The organism is Skermanella aerolata KACC 11604 (assembly GCF_000936425.1).
Taxonomy (GTDB): Bacteria; Pseudomonadota; Alphaproteobacteria; order Azospirillales; family Azospirillaceae; genus Skermanella; species Skermanella aerolata.
In genome coordinates this window covers 96,421-113,838 of the sequence record NZ_AVFK01000015.1, presented here as the reverse complement: position 1 = coordinate 113,838, position 17,418 = coordinate 96,421, and the positions used below count along the sequence as shown (strand labels likewise).

Genomic DNA, 17,418 nt, shown 5'->3' with positions numbered 1-17,418 from the left:
GGGTCCAGCGACTTCCCAACAGGCTAGTCTTTGATTGCTCTCCACGGATCGGATCCCCCTCGCAAGAATTCTTTAGCTGCTAAGCCCGCCAACTCCAAAATCTCTCTTTTTGGTTGCCCCTGATGGCTGTCAGCTTAGGAACGTGTGCTTGGTCTTGTAAGTATCCTATAGCATCGGAACATCGATTTCATGTAAGTTTTTATTGTCAAGTCACCCAGCTACCTCTTTCGATGTGAAATCGTAAAGAATTCAATAAAAAGCTAAATGATGCGGATGATACCGCTCAACTGGGAGCCATGCGATGACTAACTGCGATGTAATGTTGGTCGACAGCGATCGACTTTTCTGCGCCGCGCTGGGAGCCTTACTCAGCACGACATCATTCAAAATCTCGGCGGAGTATACATCGCTCGCAGATGCGACCGTGGCTGTCCGGCAGGGCAGCCATCCCGACCTGATCCTGCTGAACCTGCAAAGCGGCAATGCGGACGAGATGGCGCTGCTCAAGCAGCTTCGCGCATCGACAACGGTGTCGCGCATCGTCGTCCTGGCGTCAGAACTGACGTCGCAGATCATGAGCGGGGCGCTTCAGGCCGGCGCCGACGGATGCCTCAACAAGACGATGTCCTGCGAGGCCCTTCAGCGGTCGCTGCATCTCGTCATGCTCGGCGAGGCGGTTTTTCCCCGCAGCATCGCCGACCTCCTGATCAGCAGCGGGATCGAGGAAACGGCGCCAACGCATTCGGCGACACTGCCGTCCCTTGGCAACGAACTGTCCAAGCGGGAGATCGAAATCCTGCGCTGCCTACTGGGCGGCCAATCCAACAAAGCTATCGCACGCAATCTTAACATCACCGAGTCGACCGTTAAGATGCACTTCAAGAACGTCATGCGAAAGATCCGTGCTCAGAATCGGACCCAGGCTGCCGTTTGGGCGATACAACATGGTATTTCCCCCAGACTTACCGCGTAGAGTAAAAGGCTGGTCTTACCAGTACGGACACCCAAAAGCAGGCTTCACCTTCGAAGACGTTGCATGTGCGAAGGGCTTGGTCTCACCATACGGATGAATGTGACGGGACGTTCTGTTTTCTTTCGATGCAGGACGTCCCACTCACGGGTAACCGTTGGGAGATCGGGCGGCATGGATCGACTTCTGGGGTATTTGCGCCAGGATTTTGGAAAGCGTCATGTATGTCTGTCCAAGCAGCCGGACGGGCAGGAAATCCTCAATTTCCAGGCGATGGGCCGAAACGGCAATTGGCCTGTGGCGATCGGGCTCGAACAGGACGACAGCGTCCTGTCGATCTGCTCGACGCTGCCCCTGACGATCTCGCATGGCCGGCGTCAGGCGATCACCGAACTGGTGACCCGGCTGAACGACGCGGCGGAGGAAGGGCATTTCGAGGCGCCGGACGCCGCGGGCCGCATCCGCTACCGCAGCCGCCATGACGTTCCCGCCTCGGCCGGCACGGCCGGGCCGCGTCTCGCCATCGAGCGCCACGTATCCATCGTGGACGGCGACCTGTCGAGCTTCTTCGCGGTTGCCGCCGGCGGGCAGACGCCGGTCGAAGCGGTCGATCAGCTGGAGCGCATGCGCCGCTACGGCTGACGCGGATAGTTGGCCGCACCGACGGTTAACTTGTTCTGACAGACCTTGACGTGTTCAGGGAGTAAGGCTGTATAACCCTGACGGGTTCCTGTGAATGGTTCCCCCGTGAAACCATTGCAAGAGTCCCGTCATATGGACCGACACGACCCGCATCCTCGACCGGCCGACAGTGGCGACCTGCCGGAAGCAGGTCGAACGGTCGCCGTGGCTCCCGGTATCCTGTGGGTGCGGATGCCCCTGCCCTTCGCGCTGAACCACATCAATATCTGGCTGCTGGAGGACGATGCGGGCTGGACCGTCGTCGATACCGGCATCGGCAGCAACAGGACCAGGGACTACTGGGAGCAGGTCTTCGCCTCGGCGCTGGGCGGCAAGCCGATCGTCCGGGTGGTTGCGACCCATTTCCACCCGGATCATATCGGCCTTGCCGCTTGGCTGGTCGAGCGCTGGGACGCCGAGTTCTGCGCCAGCCTGACGGAATGGCTGCTCGGCCGCGCGCTCAGCCAGGAGAACCCGGAAACCATGGTCCGCAACGGCCTTGCCTTCTACCGGCGGGCCGGGCTGGACGATGCGTCGCTCGGCGTGCTGGCGGAGCGCGGGAACGCCTATGCCCGCGGAGTGGAATCCCTGCCGCCGGTGCTGCGCAGGCTGAGGGAAGGCGACAGGATCGCGATAGGCGGCAACGAATGGCGGGTCATCATCGGCGGCGGCCATTCTCCCGAGCATGTCAGCCTTTACAGCCAATCCGCCGGTATCCTGATCGCCGGCGATCAGGTGCTGCCGCGCATCAGCCCCAACATCAGCGTCTGGCCCGCCGAACCGGAGGCCGATCCGCTGACCGATTTCCTGCAAACGCTGGAACGCTTTCGCATCGTGCCGGACGACACGCTGATCCTGCCGTCGCACGATACGCCCTTCCGGGGCCTGCATGCGCGGCTGGACGGACTGGCGGCGCACCACAGGGAACGCCTGTCGGAAACGCTGGCCGCCTGCGAAGCCCCGCGATCCATCGCGGACGTGACGCGGATCATGTTCCGCCGCGAACTCGACCCGCACCAGCTCGTCTTCGCGGTCGGCGAGGCGCTGGCTCACCTGAACCATCTTTTCCGCCGCGGTCTTCTGACCCGCACCACCGACGCGGACGGTGTCCTGCTGTTTCGTAAAGCATGACCACGCTGCTGTACGGCTGAAAACTGTCGGGCCGAAGGTTTTGCCGGTGTATGCTTTGCCAAGCCATGGGAATAGACCGGCCTGTACAGACTAGCCTATACCGGACAGCCTTCTCGGGCCGGTCCCGGGGCCGGCGGAAACAACCCAGGCATCGAAGATAGGGACGGAGACAAGCATGGTTCGGGTCGCCTGCATCGGCGAATGCATGATCGAGCTGTCGGAGCACGCCGATGGCAGCCTGACGCGTAGTTACGGCGGCGATACGCTGAACACGGCGCTCTACATGGCGCGGCTCGGCACGCCGGTCGATTACGTCACGGCGCTGGGCGACGACGGCTGGAGCGACGAGATGCTGGCCGCCTGGAAGGCGGAGGGCATCGGAACGTCCAAGGTTTTGCGGCTGTCGGGCCGCCTGCCGGGACTCTACGTGATCCAGACGGATGCTAGCGGCGAACGCCGCTTCCAGTACTGGCGGGACAGCGCCGCCGCGCGCGACCTGTTCGCCCTGGAAAAGACGCCGGCCCTGATCGAGGCGCTGGCGCGGGACTACTCGCTGCTTTACCTGTCCGGCATCACGCTGTCGCTCTATGGCGAAAAGGGCCGCGCTGTGCTGTCCGATGCGCTGGACAAGGCACGCGCCGCCGGGGTGCGGATCGCCTTCGACACCAATTTCAGGACGCGCGGCTGGCCGGAACGCGACGTCGCGCGGCAGGCATACCGGGACATCCTGAGCCGTTCGGACATAGCCCTTGCCTCCACCGAGGATCTCGACCTGCTGTTCGGCGAAGGTGGAACGGAGACGTTCCTGGAGGGACAAAGGCCTGCCGAGGTGGTGCTGAAGCTCGCCGAGCCGGCCTGCCGCGTCATGGTCGATGGGTCGGACGATTTGGTCGAGGCGAAACCGGTCGAAAGGGTCGTGGATACGACCGCCGCCGGCGACAGCTTCGCCGCCGCTTACCTGACCGCCCGGCTGTCGGGAGCGAACCCGGTCGACGCGGCACGCGCCGGTCATCGGCTGGCGGGCGCCGTGGTCGGATACAGGGGCGCCATCATTCCACGCTCCGCGATGCCCTCCGACGTCCTGAAGCGGGAGGGGCTGGTATGACGCCTCGCGACGTCTCGATCGCCGCGGATCTGCTGCTGGACGCGCGCCGGAAAGGTGTCAGGCTGACCAGCCTGCCGGCTCCGGCCAATCCCGGTAGCTGGGACGACGCCTACGCCGTTCAGGATCATCTGGTCCGTAAGCTCGGGACCCGGGCTGGATGGAAGGTGGGCGCCATCACTCCCGAGGCGGAACCGTTCCGGGCTGCCCTGACGGCGGACACGGTGTTCGACGGCGCCACCCGCATACCGGCCTCTCGCTTCAACGTGATCGGGGTCGAAGCGGAACTGGTCTATCGCTTCTCGAAGACGCTGATCGCCCGGCAGCAGCTCTACGGGGAGGACGAAGTCTTCGATGCCGTAGGATCGGTGCATGCCGCGATCGAGATCGTGGACACCCGCTTCGCAGCCTGGAATTCGGTGGACCGGCTCGCCCAGGTCGCCGATCAGATGAACCATGGCGCGCTGGTCGTCGGCAGCGGCCGGCCCGACTGGCGGGAGGTCGATCCCGTCAACGAGCCGGTGTCGCTCTCGATCGACGGCAAACCGGTGCTCGAGACGGTGGGAGGAAACTCGGCGGGCGATCCGTTGCGGATGCTGGTCTGGCTTGCCAACACCGGTGCCCGCAGCCTGGGCGGCATCAAGGCCGGCGACCTGATCACGACAGGGTCCTGCACCGGAACGATCTTCGTCGAGGGTCCGTGCCGGATCGCGGCGGAGTTCCCGGCCGTCGGCCGGGCTATGCTGGAGATCGCGTAGACGCCCTGCCGGTCAATTGGGCACCTCCTGCATAGTGCCGTATTCTTGAGCAGAAACGATCCGTCTTGCGGATGATGCGCCTGCCCAATCCTTGAGCGATCAAGGACATCCAATCCCGACCCGCCGCTGGCACCGATCTTGAAGATGCCTTCCGCCAAACCTGACAGGAACGGGCGGAGGCAGAGTTGCATATCAAGAAGATCCAGCGGCTGATGGCTGCGGCATCGATATCGCTATCGGTATCGGCGGCGCTGATGGCGCCGGGTGTCGCCAGTGCCCAGGGTACTTTGCGGATCGGCATGACGCTGGCGGACATTCCGCTGACGACGGGCCAGACCGACCAGGGCGGCGAGGGCCAGCGGTTCATGGGCTATACCGTCTATGATGCGCTGGTGAACTGGGACCTGACGTCGGCGGACAAGGCGTCGGACCTCGTTCCGGGACTGGCGACGGAATGGAAGGTCGACGACGCCGACAAGACCAAGTGGGTCTTCAAGCTGCGGCAGGGCGCCAAGTTCCACGACGGGTCGGAGTTCAAGGCCTCGGCCGTGGTCTGGAACCTCGATAAGCTGCTGAACGACAAGTCGCCGCAATACGATCCCAAGCAGGCGGCCCAGGGCCGCAGCCGCATCCCGGCGGTGGCCTCGTATAAGGCGATCGACGACTATACGCTGGAAGTGACCACGAAGGAGCCGGACGCGTTCGTACCGTATCAGCTCGCCTGGATATTGATTTCCAGCCCGGCGCACTGGGAAGCGGTCGGCAAGGACTGGAACAAGTTCGCGCTTCAGCCTTCGGGCACGGGACCGTGGAAGCTGGTGTCCTGGACCGCGCGCGAGCGGGCCGAGATGGTGCCGTTCAAGGAATACTGGGACGAAACCCGCGTGCCCAAGCTGGACAAGCTGGTGCTGGTGCCGATCCCGGAAGCCGCCACGCGGACTTCGGCGCTGCGCTCCGGTCAGGTCGATTGGATCGAGGCCCCGGCGCCGGATGCGATCCCAAGCCTGAAGCAGGCCGGTTTCCAGATCACGTCCAACGGCTATCCGCATAACTGGACATGGCATCTGAGCCGGGTCGAGGGTTCTCCCTGGAACGACATCCGGGTCAGGAAGGCCGCCAACCTTGCGGTCGACCGCGACGGCTTGAGCGAGCTGCTGGGCGGCATGATGGTTCCGGCCAAGGGCCATGTGCTGCCGTCGAGCCAGTGGTTCGGCAAGCCGCAGTTCGACATCACCTACGATCCGGAGAAGGCGAAGGAGCTGCTGGCGGAGGCCGGCTACGGGCCGGACAAGCCGGTCACCGTCAAGGTGCTGATCTCGGCCAGCGGATCGGGCCAGATGCAGCCGCTGCCGATGAACGAGTACATCCAGCAGACCCTGGGCGAGGTCGGCATCAAGGTCGATTTCGAGGTGGTCGAGTGGAACACGATGGTCAACCTGTGGCGGGCCGGCGCCAAGTCTGATCAGGTCAAGGGCGCCAACGCGATCAACTTCACCTACTTCATCCAGGACCCGTTCACCGGCTTCATCCGGCATCTCGACAGCAAGCTGACGGCCCCCAACGGCACCAACTGGGGCTGGTACAACGACCCCGAGATGGACGCGCTGTTCCAGAAAGCCAAGAACGCCTTCACCCCGGCCGAGCAGACCAAGGCGCTTCAGGAAGTCCACGAGAAGTTCGTCAACGACGCTCTGTTCCTCTACGTCACCCACGACGTCGCTCCGCGCGCCATGACGTCGAAGGTCAAGGGCTTCGTCCAGGCGCAGAACTGGTACCAGAACTTCTCCTCCATCACCGTGGAATGATCGGCCTGTTATGATCTCGTATCTGATACGGCGGCTGCTCTATTCGGTGCCGATCGCCCTCGGCGTCTCGCTGATGATCTTCATGCTGGTCCACCTCGCCCCCGGCGACCCGATCAGTGCGATAGCGCCTGCCGACGCGCCGCCCGATGTGATCGAGCGGCTGAAGGTCGACTACGGCTACGACAAGCCCCTGCCCGTCCAGTTCGCGCTGTGGCTGGGGCGAGCCGTGACCGGCGACCTCGGGCGCTCGGTCGCAACCGGCCAGTCGGTCAGCGGCGAGGTCATGTCTGCGGTCGGCAATACGATCATGCTGTCGCTGTGTGCAGCCCTGGTCGGGTTCACGCTGGGCGCGGGGCTTGGGTTCGTCGCCGGCTACAACCAGGGCCGCGCTCTGGATAAGGCGGCGACGGCCATCGCCATCGCGGGCATCAGCGTGCCGCACTACTGGCTGGGCATGGTGCTGGTCATCGTGTTCTCGGTCCAGTTGAACGTGCTGCCCGCCGTCGGCATGGGGCCGGGCGGCTCGAGCGACTGGGCCTGGGACTGGGCGCATATGCAGCACCTGATCCTGCCGGCGATTACGCTGGCGGTGATCCCGATCGGCATCGTGATGCGGACGACGCGGTCCGCCGTGGCGGAGATCCTGAACCAGGAGTTCGTCCAGGCGCTGCGCGCCAAGGGGCTGTCGGAACGTCACGTGCTGGGCCATGTGGTGCGGAACGTGGCGCCGACCGTGCTGGCGGTGATGGGGCTTCAGCTCGGCTATCTGCTGGGCGGCTCGATCCTGATCGAGACGGTGTTCTCGTGGCCCGGCACCGGGTTCCTGCTGAACACGGCGATCTTCCGGCGCGACATCCCGATGCTCCAGGGGACGATCCTGGTGCTGGCGCTCTTCTTCGTCTTCCTCAACGTCGTCGTGGACCTGATCCAGACGGCGGTCGATCCCCGCATCAAAAGGGCCTGAGCCAATGGCCGAAACCACTCTGCCGGGAATGGTGCCGGATACGCCCGTGGCATCGCGCGGGTACTGGAGCAGCGTGTTCCGCCGGCTGCGGGGCGACTGGGTGACGATCTTCTGCCTCGTCGTGCTGCTTGCCATCATACTATCGGCCATCTTCGCGCCGTGGGTGGCTCCCGTCGATCCGTACAAGACGAGCGTGATACGGCGGTTGAAGGACATCGGAACGCCGGGCTTTCCGCTCGGCACCGACGAGCTTGGCCGCGACATGCTGAGCCGGCTGATTTATGGCGGGCGGCTGTCGCTGCTGATGGGCATTACGCCTGTTATCAACGCGCTGGTGATCGGCAGTCTGCTCGGCATCGTCGCCGGCTTCGTCGGCGGCAAGATCAACATGGTGATCATGCGGACGGTGGACGTGTTCTACGCCTTCCCGTCGGTGCTGCTGGCGATCGCGATCTCCGGCGCGCTGGGGGCCGGGCTGGTCAACAGCATCGTGTCGCTGACCATCGTCTTCGTCCCACCGATCACGCGGGTCGCGGAGAGCGTCACGACCAGCGTCCGCAACCTGGACTTCGTGGAGGCGGCGCGGGCGAGCGGGGCCGGCAGTTGGACCATCATCCGGGTCCATGTGCTGGGCAACGTGCTGGGGCCGGTGTTCGTCTTCGCCACGGGCCTCATCAGCGTATCGATCATCCTGGCGTCGGGCCTGAGCTTCCTGGGGCTGGGGGTGCGTCCGCCGGAACCGGAATGGGGGCTGATGCTGAACACGCTGCGGCAGTCGATCTACGTCAACCCGTGGGTCTGCGCCCTGCCGGGAGTGATGATCTTCATCACCTCGATCTGCTTCAACATGATGAGCGATGGCCTGCGCGCGGCCATGGATGTGAGGGCATGATGGCGTATGCCGCCACGACTACCCCCGCTAAGAACAGGGACCCGCGCGACCGGGGCGGCGAGGCTCAGCCGCTGCTGATGGTCAAGGGGCTGCTGAAATACTTCCCCGTGCTGGGAGGCGTGCTCAACCGCAAGGTCGCCAGCGTGCAGGCGGTGGACGACGTCTCGTTCGATGTCGCCAAGGGCGAGACGCTGGGCGTCGTCGGGGAAAGCGGCTGCGGCAAGTCCACGACGGCGCGCCTGCTGATGCGGCTGATCGAGCCGGATGCCGGGTCGGTCATCTTCGACGGCGAGGGTGTCGGCGAGCAGCATGGCCTGAGCGTGCGCGACATGCGGCGCAGCATGCAGATGGTCTTCCAGGACAGCTACGCCAGCCTGAACCCGCGCCTGACGATCGAAGAAACCATCGCCTTCGGTCCGAAGGTCCATGGCGTGTCGGGCAAGGAAGCCCGCGACCGGGCGCGGGCGTTGCTGGGGAAGGTCGGGCTGGACCCCAACCTGTTCGTCCGCCGCTACCCGCACGAGCTTTCCGGCGGTCAGCGCCAGCGCATCAACATCGCCCGCGCGTTGGCGCTGGAGCCGCGTCTGGTGATCTTCGACGAGGCGGTATCCGCCCTGGACAAGTCGGTCGAGGCGCAGGTGCTGAACCTGCTGAACGACCTGAAGCGGGACATGAGCCTGACCTATATCTTCATCTCCCACGACCTGAACGTCGTCCGCTACATCAGCGACCGGGTGCTGGTGATGTATCTGGGCAAGGTGGTGGAGACGGGCACGGTCGAGGCGATCTACGGCAACCCGCGCCATCCCTATACCCGTGCCCTGCTGTCGTCGATGCCCAGCATGGACCCCGGCAAGCGGACGACAGCCCCTGCCCTGACCGGCGATCCCCCCAATCCCATTAACCCGCCGTCCGGCTGCCGCTTCCGCACCCGTTGCGCCTTCGCCGAGGGCGTCTGCGCCACGGTGGAACCTCGGCTGGAGATCGTCGCAGACGCCGAGCGGCACGCGGCGGCCTGCCATATGGAGATCGCGGGTTCCGGCCACACCAAGGCCATCCCCCAGCTTGCCCCTCAGCTATCAGGAGCCGTAGCATGACAGCAGCGCTTCGTCAGGACGCGGCACCCGTGGCGGCGCCGGCACGGGTGCCGCTGGTCAGCGTCGAGGGCCTGACCGTGAAGTTCAAGGGCGGCGACGGCAGCATCGCCGCCGTCAACGGCGTGGACTTCACGCTGGAACGCGGCAAGGTGCTGACGATCCTGGGCGAGTCCGGATCGGGCAAGAGCGTTACGCTGAAGGCGATGATGCGGCTGCATCCCGCGCGCAAGACGACCTATGGCGGCAAGATCATGATCGGCGGGCGGAACATCCTCGCCCTGTCCGAGCGGGAGCTGGTGCAGGTCCGCGGCTCCGTCGTCAGCATGATCTTCCAGGAACCGATGCTGGCCTTCGACCCGGTCTACACGATCGGCCACCAGATCGCTGAAACCGTCGTCCGGCACGAAGGCGTGTCGAGGCGGGACGCCGACAAGCGCGCGCTCGACCTGCTGGAGATGGTGCAGATCCCGTCGGCCGCCCGTCGGCTCAAGGCCTATCCGCACGAGATGTCCGGCGGCATGCGCCAGCGGGCGATGATAGCACTTGCGCTGTCGTGCCGACCGGACCTGCTGCTGGCGGACGAACCGACGACCGCCCTGGACGCCACGGTCCAGATGCAGGTGCTGGTCCTGCTGCGCCAGCTTCAGCGGGAAATGGGCATGGCGGTGATCTTCGTCACCCATGACATGGGGGTGGCGGCCGAAATCGCAGACGATGTCGCCGTCATGTATGCCGGGCGCTTCATCGAGGCCGGGCCGGTCGGTCCGGTGATCGGCAAGCGGCTACATCCCTATACCGAGGGACTGCTGGCTTCCACCGTCCATGGCGCGTCGCGCGGCGAGCGGCTGGAGACGATCCCCGGTTCTCCGCCCAACCTTGCCAAACTGCCGTCGGGGTGCAGCTTCGCGCCGCGCTGCAAATACGTCGAGCAGCGCTGCCGGGAGACGGAGATCCCGCTGTTCAAGCCCGAGCCGGACCATTCCGCCAGATGCCTGAGAATCGACCGCTGATCCAAACAATAACAAGAAGCGACAGATGCGAATTCTGGTCATCAATCCGAACACGACAGTCGCCGTTACCGATACCATCGTGGCGGAGGCGCGTCGCAGTGCGCCACCACAGGTCGAGATTACAGGCGTGACAGCGCGCTTCGGCAGTCCGTTCATCCAGACTCCGGATGAATCCGAGACGGCGCGACAGGCGGTTCTCGAATTGGTCAGCCGGCTTGCCAGCGGCTTCGATGCCGTCGTGATCGCGGCCTTCTCCGATCCGGGGCTGGCGGAGGCGCGGGAAATGTCGCCGGTCCCGGTCGTCGGGATCGCCGAAAGCGCCATCCTGACGGCGATGATGTGCGGCGGCCGGTTCGCCATCGTGACCCTGGGACCGGCGCTGCGGCCCTTGCTTGAAGGGGCGGCGGTGGCGCTGGGCTGCGCCGGCCGGCTGGACGCCATCCACATCCTCGACACGGGCCCGGGAGGCGATGCCGGGAGCGCCGGGGAAGCCGTCGTTTCCGTCCAGCAGGACCGGGGAGAGGCGCTGGCGGCCCTGTGCGGCAGGGCGGCGGCGGCTCACGGCGTTCGCTCGATCATCCTGGGTGGCGGGCCGCTCGCGGGACTTGCCCGACGGATTCGCGTCCGCGTGCCGGTTCCGCTGCTGGACGGAACCGCCTGCGCCATCAATCACGCGGCGACGCTGGCCCGGCTGGGCCTGCGGATGCCTGAGAAAGCCTAGGGGAGATACTTGGTCGAAAAAAGTTATCGCATCTGATTGAAGTGCTTGTGGTCCATCCGGGTATGTTCGTTGTTACAGTCACCCGACCGGTCACCGGTGAACCAGAGCGAAAGGATGCTCGACCACAATGGACTACCTGCTCACGCTTGCCGCCGATCCCGCAGCCTGGGTCGCCCTTGCCACGCTGATCGCGATGGAAGTGGTTCTTGGCATCGATAACTTGATCTTCATTTCGATCCTGACCAACCGGCTGCCGGAAGACCAGCGCTCACGCGGGCGCCGCATCGGTATCGGACTGGCGCTGATCCTGCGCCTGGGTCTGCTCAGCACGGTCGCCATCATCGTCCAGCTGACCGCCCCCGTGTTCACCGCCTTCGGTCATGGCTTTTCGTGGCGCGACCTGATCCTGATCGCGGGCGGTCTGTTCCTGGTGTGGAAGGCGACCAAGGAGATCCATCACAGCGTAGACCCGGACCCCGGCCCCGACATGTTCGGCAGCAAGGCCGGCAGCATCACCTTCACCGCCGCGATCGGGCAGATCCTGATCCTCGACCTGGTGTTCTCGATCGACAGCATCATCACGGCCGTCGGCATGACCGAGCATATCCCGATCATGGTCATCGCCGTCCTGACCGCCGTCCTCGTCATGCTGCTGGCGGCCGATCCGCTCGCCAACTTCATCAACAAGAACCCGACCATCGTCATGCTGGCTTTGGGCTTCCTGCTGATGATCGGCATGACCCTGATCGCCGAGGGCTTCGGCGCCCATGTGCCGAAGGGCTACATCTATGCCGCCATGGCGTTCTCGGCTCTGATCGAGGGACTGAACATGCTGGCGCGGCGGGCGCGGCAGCGTGCCCAGGGCACCGCCGGGACGACCACTTCGGGCAGCGTGAAGAGCGGCCACTGACATTCAGGTCAGTGGGCCTTCGAGTCAGCGGCGGTGCGGGATGCCGTACCGCCGCAGCTTGTTGGCGATCATGGTATGCGACGTGTTCAGCCGGGCGGCGAGTTTCCGGCTGGACGGGAAATGCGGGAACAGGCGGCCGAGCAGCGAGCGTTCGAACTCGGCTAAGGCTTCTTCCCACGACTGGGCGATCTCGGCGGCATCCGCGCCCGGCCCCATGCGGAAGCTGGCGAGTTCCAGGTCCGGAGCGTCCAGCCACAGGCTGTCGGACATGGTGACGGCCCGGAAGATTACGTTCTCCAACTGCCGGACATTGCCGCGCCACGGGTTGGCGAGCAGCGCGGACCCTGCCGTCGAGGTCAGCCGGCAGGCGGGGCGTTGGGCCTGTGCGCAGGCGCGGGCGATGAAGTGGCGGGCGAGCAGCAGGATGTCTTCGCCCCGATCGCGTAGCGGCGGCACCTGGAGGCTTAGCACGTTGAGCCTGTAGTAGAGGTCTTCGCGGAAGTCGCCCTCGGCCACCATCTGGTCGAGCTTGCGGTGCGTGGCGCTGATGATCCGGACATCGACCTTCTGTTCCCGGTCGCCGCCGACGCGCCGGAAGCTGCCGTCGTTGAGGAAGCGCAGCAGCTTGGCTTGCAGGTAAGGCGACATCTCGCCGATCTCGTCCAGGAAGACGGTACCCTGGTCCGCCAGTTCCAGCAGCCCCGGCTTGCCGCCACGCTGCGCTCCGGTGAAGGAGCCGGGCGCGTAGCCGAACAGCTCGCTTTCCGCCAGGTTCTCGGGCAGCGCCGCGCAGTTGAGCGCCAGGAAGGTCTTGCCCTTGCGGGTACTGGCGCGGTGGCAGGCGTGGGCGATCAACTCCTTGCCGGTACCCGTCTCCCCCAGGATCAGCAGCGGCGCATCGACGGCGGCGACGCGGGCGGCTCGCGCCTTGAGGCCGCGCATGGCGGGGGAGTCGCCGAGGATGGTGTCGAAGCCTCCCTCGTCGAAGTTCTGCAACGCCTGTAGGCGCTCGCCCAGACGGCTGGGGGCATGCAGCGTCAGGACGCCACCGGCCGCTTTCAGAGGGTCGGCTTCGGTGATCGGGCGGACGTCGAGCAGGAACGGCTGTCCTTGGAACATGACTTCCCGCGCCGGGATCTGGAAGCCTTCCGCGATCAGTTCGCCGTGCAGCGCCTCGTCGCCGAAAAGCTCGCCGATCCGCTTGCCGCCGAGTGTTCCGGGCGCTTCCGCCGCCGCGTTGGCGAGGATGACGGTCCCGCTGCCGTCCACCGCCAGGACTGGATCGGGGATGGCGGCGAGCACGGTTGCGAGATGAAGCCGGCGGCGGGTACCCGGCAGCATATCGACCTGTGCGATGTTGGCGACGCCGGAGACTTCGGTCAGGGCGGTGCGCAGTCCTTCCAGCGCGTTGGAAAGGAGGCTGGGCGCGTCGATGTAGATGTGCGGAGGATCGACTTCCACCGCCACGACGTTGAGCTTCCTGGAGGCCAGGACCGCCAGAATCTCGTGTGCGATGCCGACCCGGTCGGCGAAAGTGATGTCGATACGCATCGGAAGATCTTATCGTATCTATTGGTTTACAGTGTACGCGAAAAAGTACAGGCGGCTTAGAGCGCTGTTTTTACATCAATTGTACCGTTGAGTTCAGCTCATCCGAGACGCCTGTAAACATCCGAGTACAGGATGACGACAAGGAAAATCGTTGTGAGGCAATACCTACAGGGATGAGCGCCTCTGGCATGGTGATTGCTTAATGTACGGATGAGGAACTTGGGAGAGGTTCATGCTGAATACCCGCCACGCAAGCGCCGGAGCGCTGCTGACCGTCGATCTCGATGCGATTCGCGCCAATTACAGGCTGTTGCGCGAAAAGCTCGGCGGGACGGCTTGCGCCGCCGTGGTCAAGGCCGATGCCTACGGGCTTGGCGCGGACCGGGTGGCCCCTGCCCTGGCGGCGGACGGATGCACGAATTTCTTCACGGCTCATCTGGACGAAGCGATAGCGCTGCGGCCCCATGTTCCCGCAAAGGCCGAGGTCTTCGTGCTGCATGGTTCGCCCGCCGGGGTCGAAGGCGACTTCGTCGAGCATCGCGTGATCCCGGTCGTCAACAGCCTTGAGCAGATCGATGCATGGACGGCGCTCGCCCGCCGGCTTGGCAGCAAGCTTCCGGCGGTCGTTCAGGTCGATACCGGCATGTCGCGGCTCGGATTGTCGAAGCGTGAACTCGACACGGTCGCGGAAGATCCCGGACGGCTGGACGGCATCGATCTCCGCTACGTCATGAGCCATCTGGCCTGCGCCGAACAGCAGAGCCACGAACTGAATGCTCTACAGCTTGCCAACTTCCAAGCGGCGCGGGCGCGGCTGCCGGCGGCGCCGGCCAGCTTCTCCAACTCCTCGGGCGTGTTCCTGGGACAGGACTATCACTTCGACCTCGCCCGGCCGGGTGCGGCGCTTTACGGCGTGGCGCCGGTGGCGGGGCAGCCCAACCCTTTGCACTCCGTCGTCCGGCTTCAGGCGCGGGTGATCCAGGTGCGGGAGATCGAAGCCGGGGCGCGGGTCGGCTATGGCGGACGGTGGACGGCGCCGGGACCGGCGCGGATCGCCACGGTCTCGACCGGCTACGCCGATGGGTTCCTCCGCAGCCTGGGCAACCGCGCCAAGGCTTATCATGGCGATGCCGCCTTGCCCGTCGTCGGTGTGGTTTCCATGGACACGATCACGCTGGACGCGACCAGCCTTCCGGGACCGGGGATTGAACCCGGCGCTCTGGTCGATCTGATCGGCGAGCACAACCCGGTCGATGCGGTGGCGGAAGCCGCCGGGACGATCGGCTACGAAATCCTCACCAGTCTCGGCGGCCGCTACTTCCGGACCTATCTGGGCGGCTAATTCCGGCGGCTGACAAAAATGCAATCTCTGGACAGGGAGATATCCTCGTGAAGGTTCTGGTTCTCGGCAGCGGCGTCATCGGCGTTACATCGGCCTGGTTTCTGGCCAAGGCGGGCCACGAGGTGACCGTGGTGGACCGGCAACCGGCCGCAGGGCTGGAAACCAGCTACGGCAACGCGGGCGAGGTCTCTCCCGGCTATTCGTCTCCCTGGGCGGCTCCCGGCTTGCCGTTCAAGGCGGTCAAGTGGCTGTTCATGAAGAACCGTCCATTGGTGATCTGGCCGCAGATGGACCCGGCCCAGTGGGCCTGGGGCCTGTCGCTTCTGATGAACTGCACAGAGAAGCGGTACGAGATCAACAAGGCCCGGATGGTGCGCGTCGCGGAATACAGCCGCGATACTCTGCGCGACTTGCGGTCCGAGATCGGTATCCAGTACGACGAGCGCGCACAGGGGACGTTGCAGCTTTTTCGCAAGCAGGAGCAGCTGGACGGCACTGCGGCGGATATCGCCATCCTGAAGCGGTTCGGCGTGCCGTTCGAACTGCTCGACCGCGACGGCTGCGTCGCCGTGGAACCTGCCCTTGGGCAGGTCCGCGAGAAGTTCGCCGGCGGCCTGCGCCTGACCGGGGACGAGACCGGGGACTGCTTCAAGTTCACCCAGGAATTGTCGAGGCAGGCAGAGGCGCTGGGCGTCACCTTCCGCTACGGCGTCAACATTAAGCGGATCGTCAGTGATGGACGCAGGATCACCGGCGTCGAGACGGATGGCGGCGAGTTGAAGGCGGATACCTATGTGCTGGCGCTCGGCAGCTATTCGCCGCTGCTGCTGAAGCCGCTGGGCATCCGCATTCCGGTCTATCCGGTCAAGGGCTACTCGATCACGGTGCCGATCACCGATCCGTCGGGTGCGCCCGAGTCCACGGTGATGGACGAGACCTACAAGGTCGCGGTGACGCGGCTGGGCGACCGCATCCGTGTAGGCGGCACTGCCGAGCTGGTCGGCTACAACACGGCGCTGCGGGCGGCGCGGCGCGGACCGCTGGACCATGTCGTGTCGGACCTGTTCCCGCGTGGCGGCGATCTGTCGCGTGCCGAGTTCTGGACCGGCCTGCGGCCGATGACTCCGGACGGACCGCCGATCATCGGACCGACGCCCCTGTCCAACCTGTACCTGAACACCGGCCACGGTACGCTGGGCTGGACCATGTCGGCCGGTTCGGCGCGGGTGCTGGCCGATATGGTTTCGGGCAAGACCGCCGATATCGACCTGGAGGGGCTGACGATCGAACGCTACGGCGCCACGGCGCCGGCGGCGGTGGCGACCACCAAGGGAGCGCACGCCTGAGCGGCTGAGCCATAACGCCCTATTCACGCCGGTGCGGGGTTCCTGCTAGCCTCCGGGAATGACAGGCTTCAAAGATCATTTCTCGGGGCACGCGGCGCTCTACGCCGACTGCCGCCCGAGCTATCCTCCGGATCTGGCGGAGGCGTTGGCCGAGCTTTCACCGGCGCGAGAACTGGCGCTCGACTGCGGGTGCGGTTCGGGGCAGCTGTCGGTGCTGCTCGCCAAGCCGTTCGACCGTGTCGAAGCGACCGATGCCAGCGCCGCGCAGATCGCGCAGGCGGTGCCGCATTCCAAGGTGACATACAGGGTTGCTCCGGCGGAGGTCAGCGGGCTGGCCGAGGCAAGCTGCGACCTGGTGGTCGCGGCGCAGGCGGCGCACTGGTTCGACCTGCCGCGCTATTGGGCGGAGGTCGCGCGGGTGCTGAAGCCGGGCGGGCTGGCAGCATTGGTCGGATACGGATTGCTGCGGATCGACGCCGATCTGGATGCTGTTGTCGACAACTTCTACACCGACGGGGTGGGGCGGTTCTGGCCGCCCGAGCGGCGGCTTGTTGATGGCGGCTATCAGGAAATCGACTTCCCATTCCGCGAGCAGACGCCTCCGCCGATCGACATGACGGCGCAGTGGAACCGGGCGCAGTTCCTGGGCTATATCGCGACATGGTCGGCGGTGAAGGCGGCGGAGAAGCAAGGGCTCGATCCCCTGCCTGCGTTTGCCGCCGCTATCGCTGCACTATGGCCGGATGAAAGCCAGCTCCGAGCCATCCGATGGCCGTTGCTGTTAAGAACTGGATATAATAGCACTGGATAAGGCAATTACCGGTAGCGCTAGGCAGTCAAAGAACTAAGCATTCGACCTCATGGAATAAATATCCTTCTTGCCTGTTTACTGAAGGGAAGGAGATATCATCATGAAATCTAGATTCTCGATCGGCGCAGTCCTTTCTTTGATCATGCTTGGAGCGTGTTCGACCGGACAAGTTCTTGGGACGGGTGCGGGCGCTGCGGGCGGATATGCCGTGGACGGCAAGCGCGGAGCTGTCATCGGAGGCGTCGGCGGCGGCATCCTTGGCGGTCTGCTCGACTGATTGCGCCGCAACGTCGGGGCCGCAACATCACGAAGGGTTCGAGCGTTTCC

17 protein-coding genes are annotated in these 17,418 nt (G+C 65.0%); 16 read left to right on the top strand and 1 reads right to left on the bottom strand.

The genetic code is table 11. The annotated features are described in order from the left end of the window. Positions 1–301: 301 nt before the first annotated feature. The 12 genes from N826_RS18840 to N826_RS18785 all read left to right on the top strand — a co-directional run bounded on the left by N826_RS18840 (position 302) and on the right by N826_RS18785 (position 12,041). A complete protein-coding gene (locus N826_RS18840; protein WP_044431349.1) occupies positions 302–973 on the top strand; it encodes a LuxR C-terminal-related transcriptional regulator in 672 nt (223 codons plus the stop codon). 171 nt (positions 974–1,144) lie between these two features. Beyond that, positions 1,145–1,612 (top strand): type III secretion system chaperone family protein, encoded by a 468-nt coding sequence (locus tag N826_RS18835; RefSeq protein WP_044431347.1) that lies wholly within the window; start codon positions 1,145–1,147, stop codon positions 1,610–1,612. Between the two features lie 132 nt (positions 1,613–1,744). Continuing rightward, positions 1,745–2,782, top strand: a complete 1,038-nt coding sequence (locus N826_RS18830; protein ID WP_044431345.1) for an MBL fold metallo-hydrolase — start codon at positions 1,745–1,747, stop codon at positions 2,780–2,782. Positions 2,783–2,957: 175 nt separating this feature from the next. After that, the gene (locus N826_RS18825) at positions 2,958–3,887 is read left to right on the top strand and encodes a sugar kinase (RefSeq protein ID WP_044431343.1); all 930 of its coding nucleotides are present in this window, start codon (positions 2,958–2,960) and stop codon (positions 3,885–3,887) included. Further along, positions 3,884–4,642: a 2-keto-4-pentenoate hydratase gene (locus tag N826_RS18820; protein WP_052831585.1), complete on the top strand. Its 759-nt coding sequence runs from the start codon at positions 3,884–3,886 to the stop codon at positions 4,640–4,642. The genes N826_RS18825 and N826_RS18820 overlap by 4 nt, the downstream gene beginning before the upstream one ends. A gap of 185 nt (positions 4,643–4,827) precedes the next feature. Continuing rightward, a complete protein-coding gene (locus N826_RS18815) occupies positions 4,828–6,447 on the top strand; it encodes an ABC transporter substrate-binding protein (RefSeq protein WP_244619366.1) in 1,620 nt (539 codons plus the stop codon). A 10-nt stretch (positions 6,448–6,457) separates the two neighbouring features. Beyond that, positions 6,458–7,411, top strand: coding sequence for an ABC transporter permease (locus tag N826_RS18810; RefSeq protein WP_044431342.1), 954 nt, complete (start codon positions 6,458–6,460; stop codon positions 7,409–7,411). 4 nt (positions 7,412–7,415) lie between these two features. Then, positions 7,416–8,303 (top strand): ABC transporter permease, encoded by an 888-nt coding sequence (locus N826_RS18805; RefSeq protein WP_044431341.1) that lies wholly within the window; start codon positions 7,416–7,418, stop codon positions 8,301–8,303. Further along, positions 8,300–9,400 (top strand): ABC transporter ATP-binding protein, encoded by a 1,101-nt coding sequence (locus N826_RS18800; protein ID WP_244619367.1) that lies wholly within the window; start codon positions 8,300–8,302, stop codon positions 9,398–9,400. The genes N826_RS18805 and N826_RS18800 overlap by 4 nt, the downstream gene beginning before the upstream one ends. Next, positions 9,397–10,410, top strand: a complete 1,014-nt coding sequence (locus N826_RS18795; protein ID WP_044431340.1) for an ABC transporter ATP-binding protein — start codon at positions 9,397–9,399, stop codon at positions 10,408–10,410. The genes N826_RS18800 and N826_RS18795 overlap by 4 nt, the downstream gene beginning before the upstream one ends. Before the next feature lie 25 nt (positions 10,411–10,435). Continuing rightward, positions 10,436–11,131: an aspartate/glutamate racemase family protein gene (locus N826_RS18790; protein WP_052831583.1), complete on the top strand. Its 696-nt coding sequence runs from the start codon at positions 10,436–10,438 to the stop codon at positions 11,129–11,131. 127 nt (positions 11,132–11,258) lie between these two features. After that, positions 11,259–12,041 carry a TerC family protein gene (locus N826_RS18785; protein WP_044431339.1) on the top strand — a complete coding sequence of 261 codons (783 nt, stop codon included), beginning with the start codon at positions 11,259–11,261 and terminating at the stop codon, positions 12,039–12,041. Positions 12,042–12,065: 24 nt separating this feature from the next. On the opposite strand, the gene N826_RS18780 is transcribed toward N826_RS18785, so the two are convergent. Continuing rightward, positions 12,066–13,592 (bottom strand): sigma-54-dependent transcriptional regulator, encoded by a 1,527-nt coding sequence (locus N826_RS18780; RefSeq protein WP_044431337.1) that lies wholly within the window; start codon positions 13,590–13,592, stop codon positions 12,066–12,068. Positions 13,593–13,824: 232 nt separating this feature from the next. Here N826_RS18780 and alr point away from each other — a divergent pair, with 232 nt between their 5' ends. The 4 genes from alr to N826_RS44230 all read left to right on the top strand — a co-directional run bounded on the left by alr (position 13,825) and on the right by N826_RS44230 (position 17,368). After that, positions 13,825–14,934, top strand: a complete 1,110-nt coding sequence (alr, locus tag N826_RS18775; protein ID WP_044431335.1) for an alanine racemase — start codon at positions 13,825–13,827, stop codon at positions 14,932–14,934. Positions 14,935–14,981: 47 nt separating this feature from the next. Next, entirely contained in the window at positions 14,982–16,280 is a 1,299-nt protein-coding gene (locus N826_RS18770; protein ID WP_044431333.1) for a D-amino acid dehydrogenase, read from the top strand. Between the two features lie 58 nt (positions 16,281–16,338). Next, positions 16,339–17,091, top strand: coding sequence for a class I SAM-dependent methyltransferase (locus N826_RS18765; protein ID WP_044431332.1), 753 nt, complete (start codon positions 16,339–16,341; stop codon positions 17,089–17,091). A gap of 100 nt (positions 17,092–17,191) precedes the next feature. After that, complete coding sequence (locus N826_RS44230) at positions 17,192–17,368, top strand: hypothetical protein (RefSeq protein WP_169789377.1); 177 nt, start codon at positions 17,192–17,194, stop codon at positions 17,366–17,368. Positions 17,369–17,418: the final 50 nt, after the last annotated feature.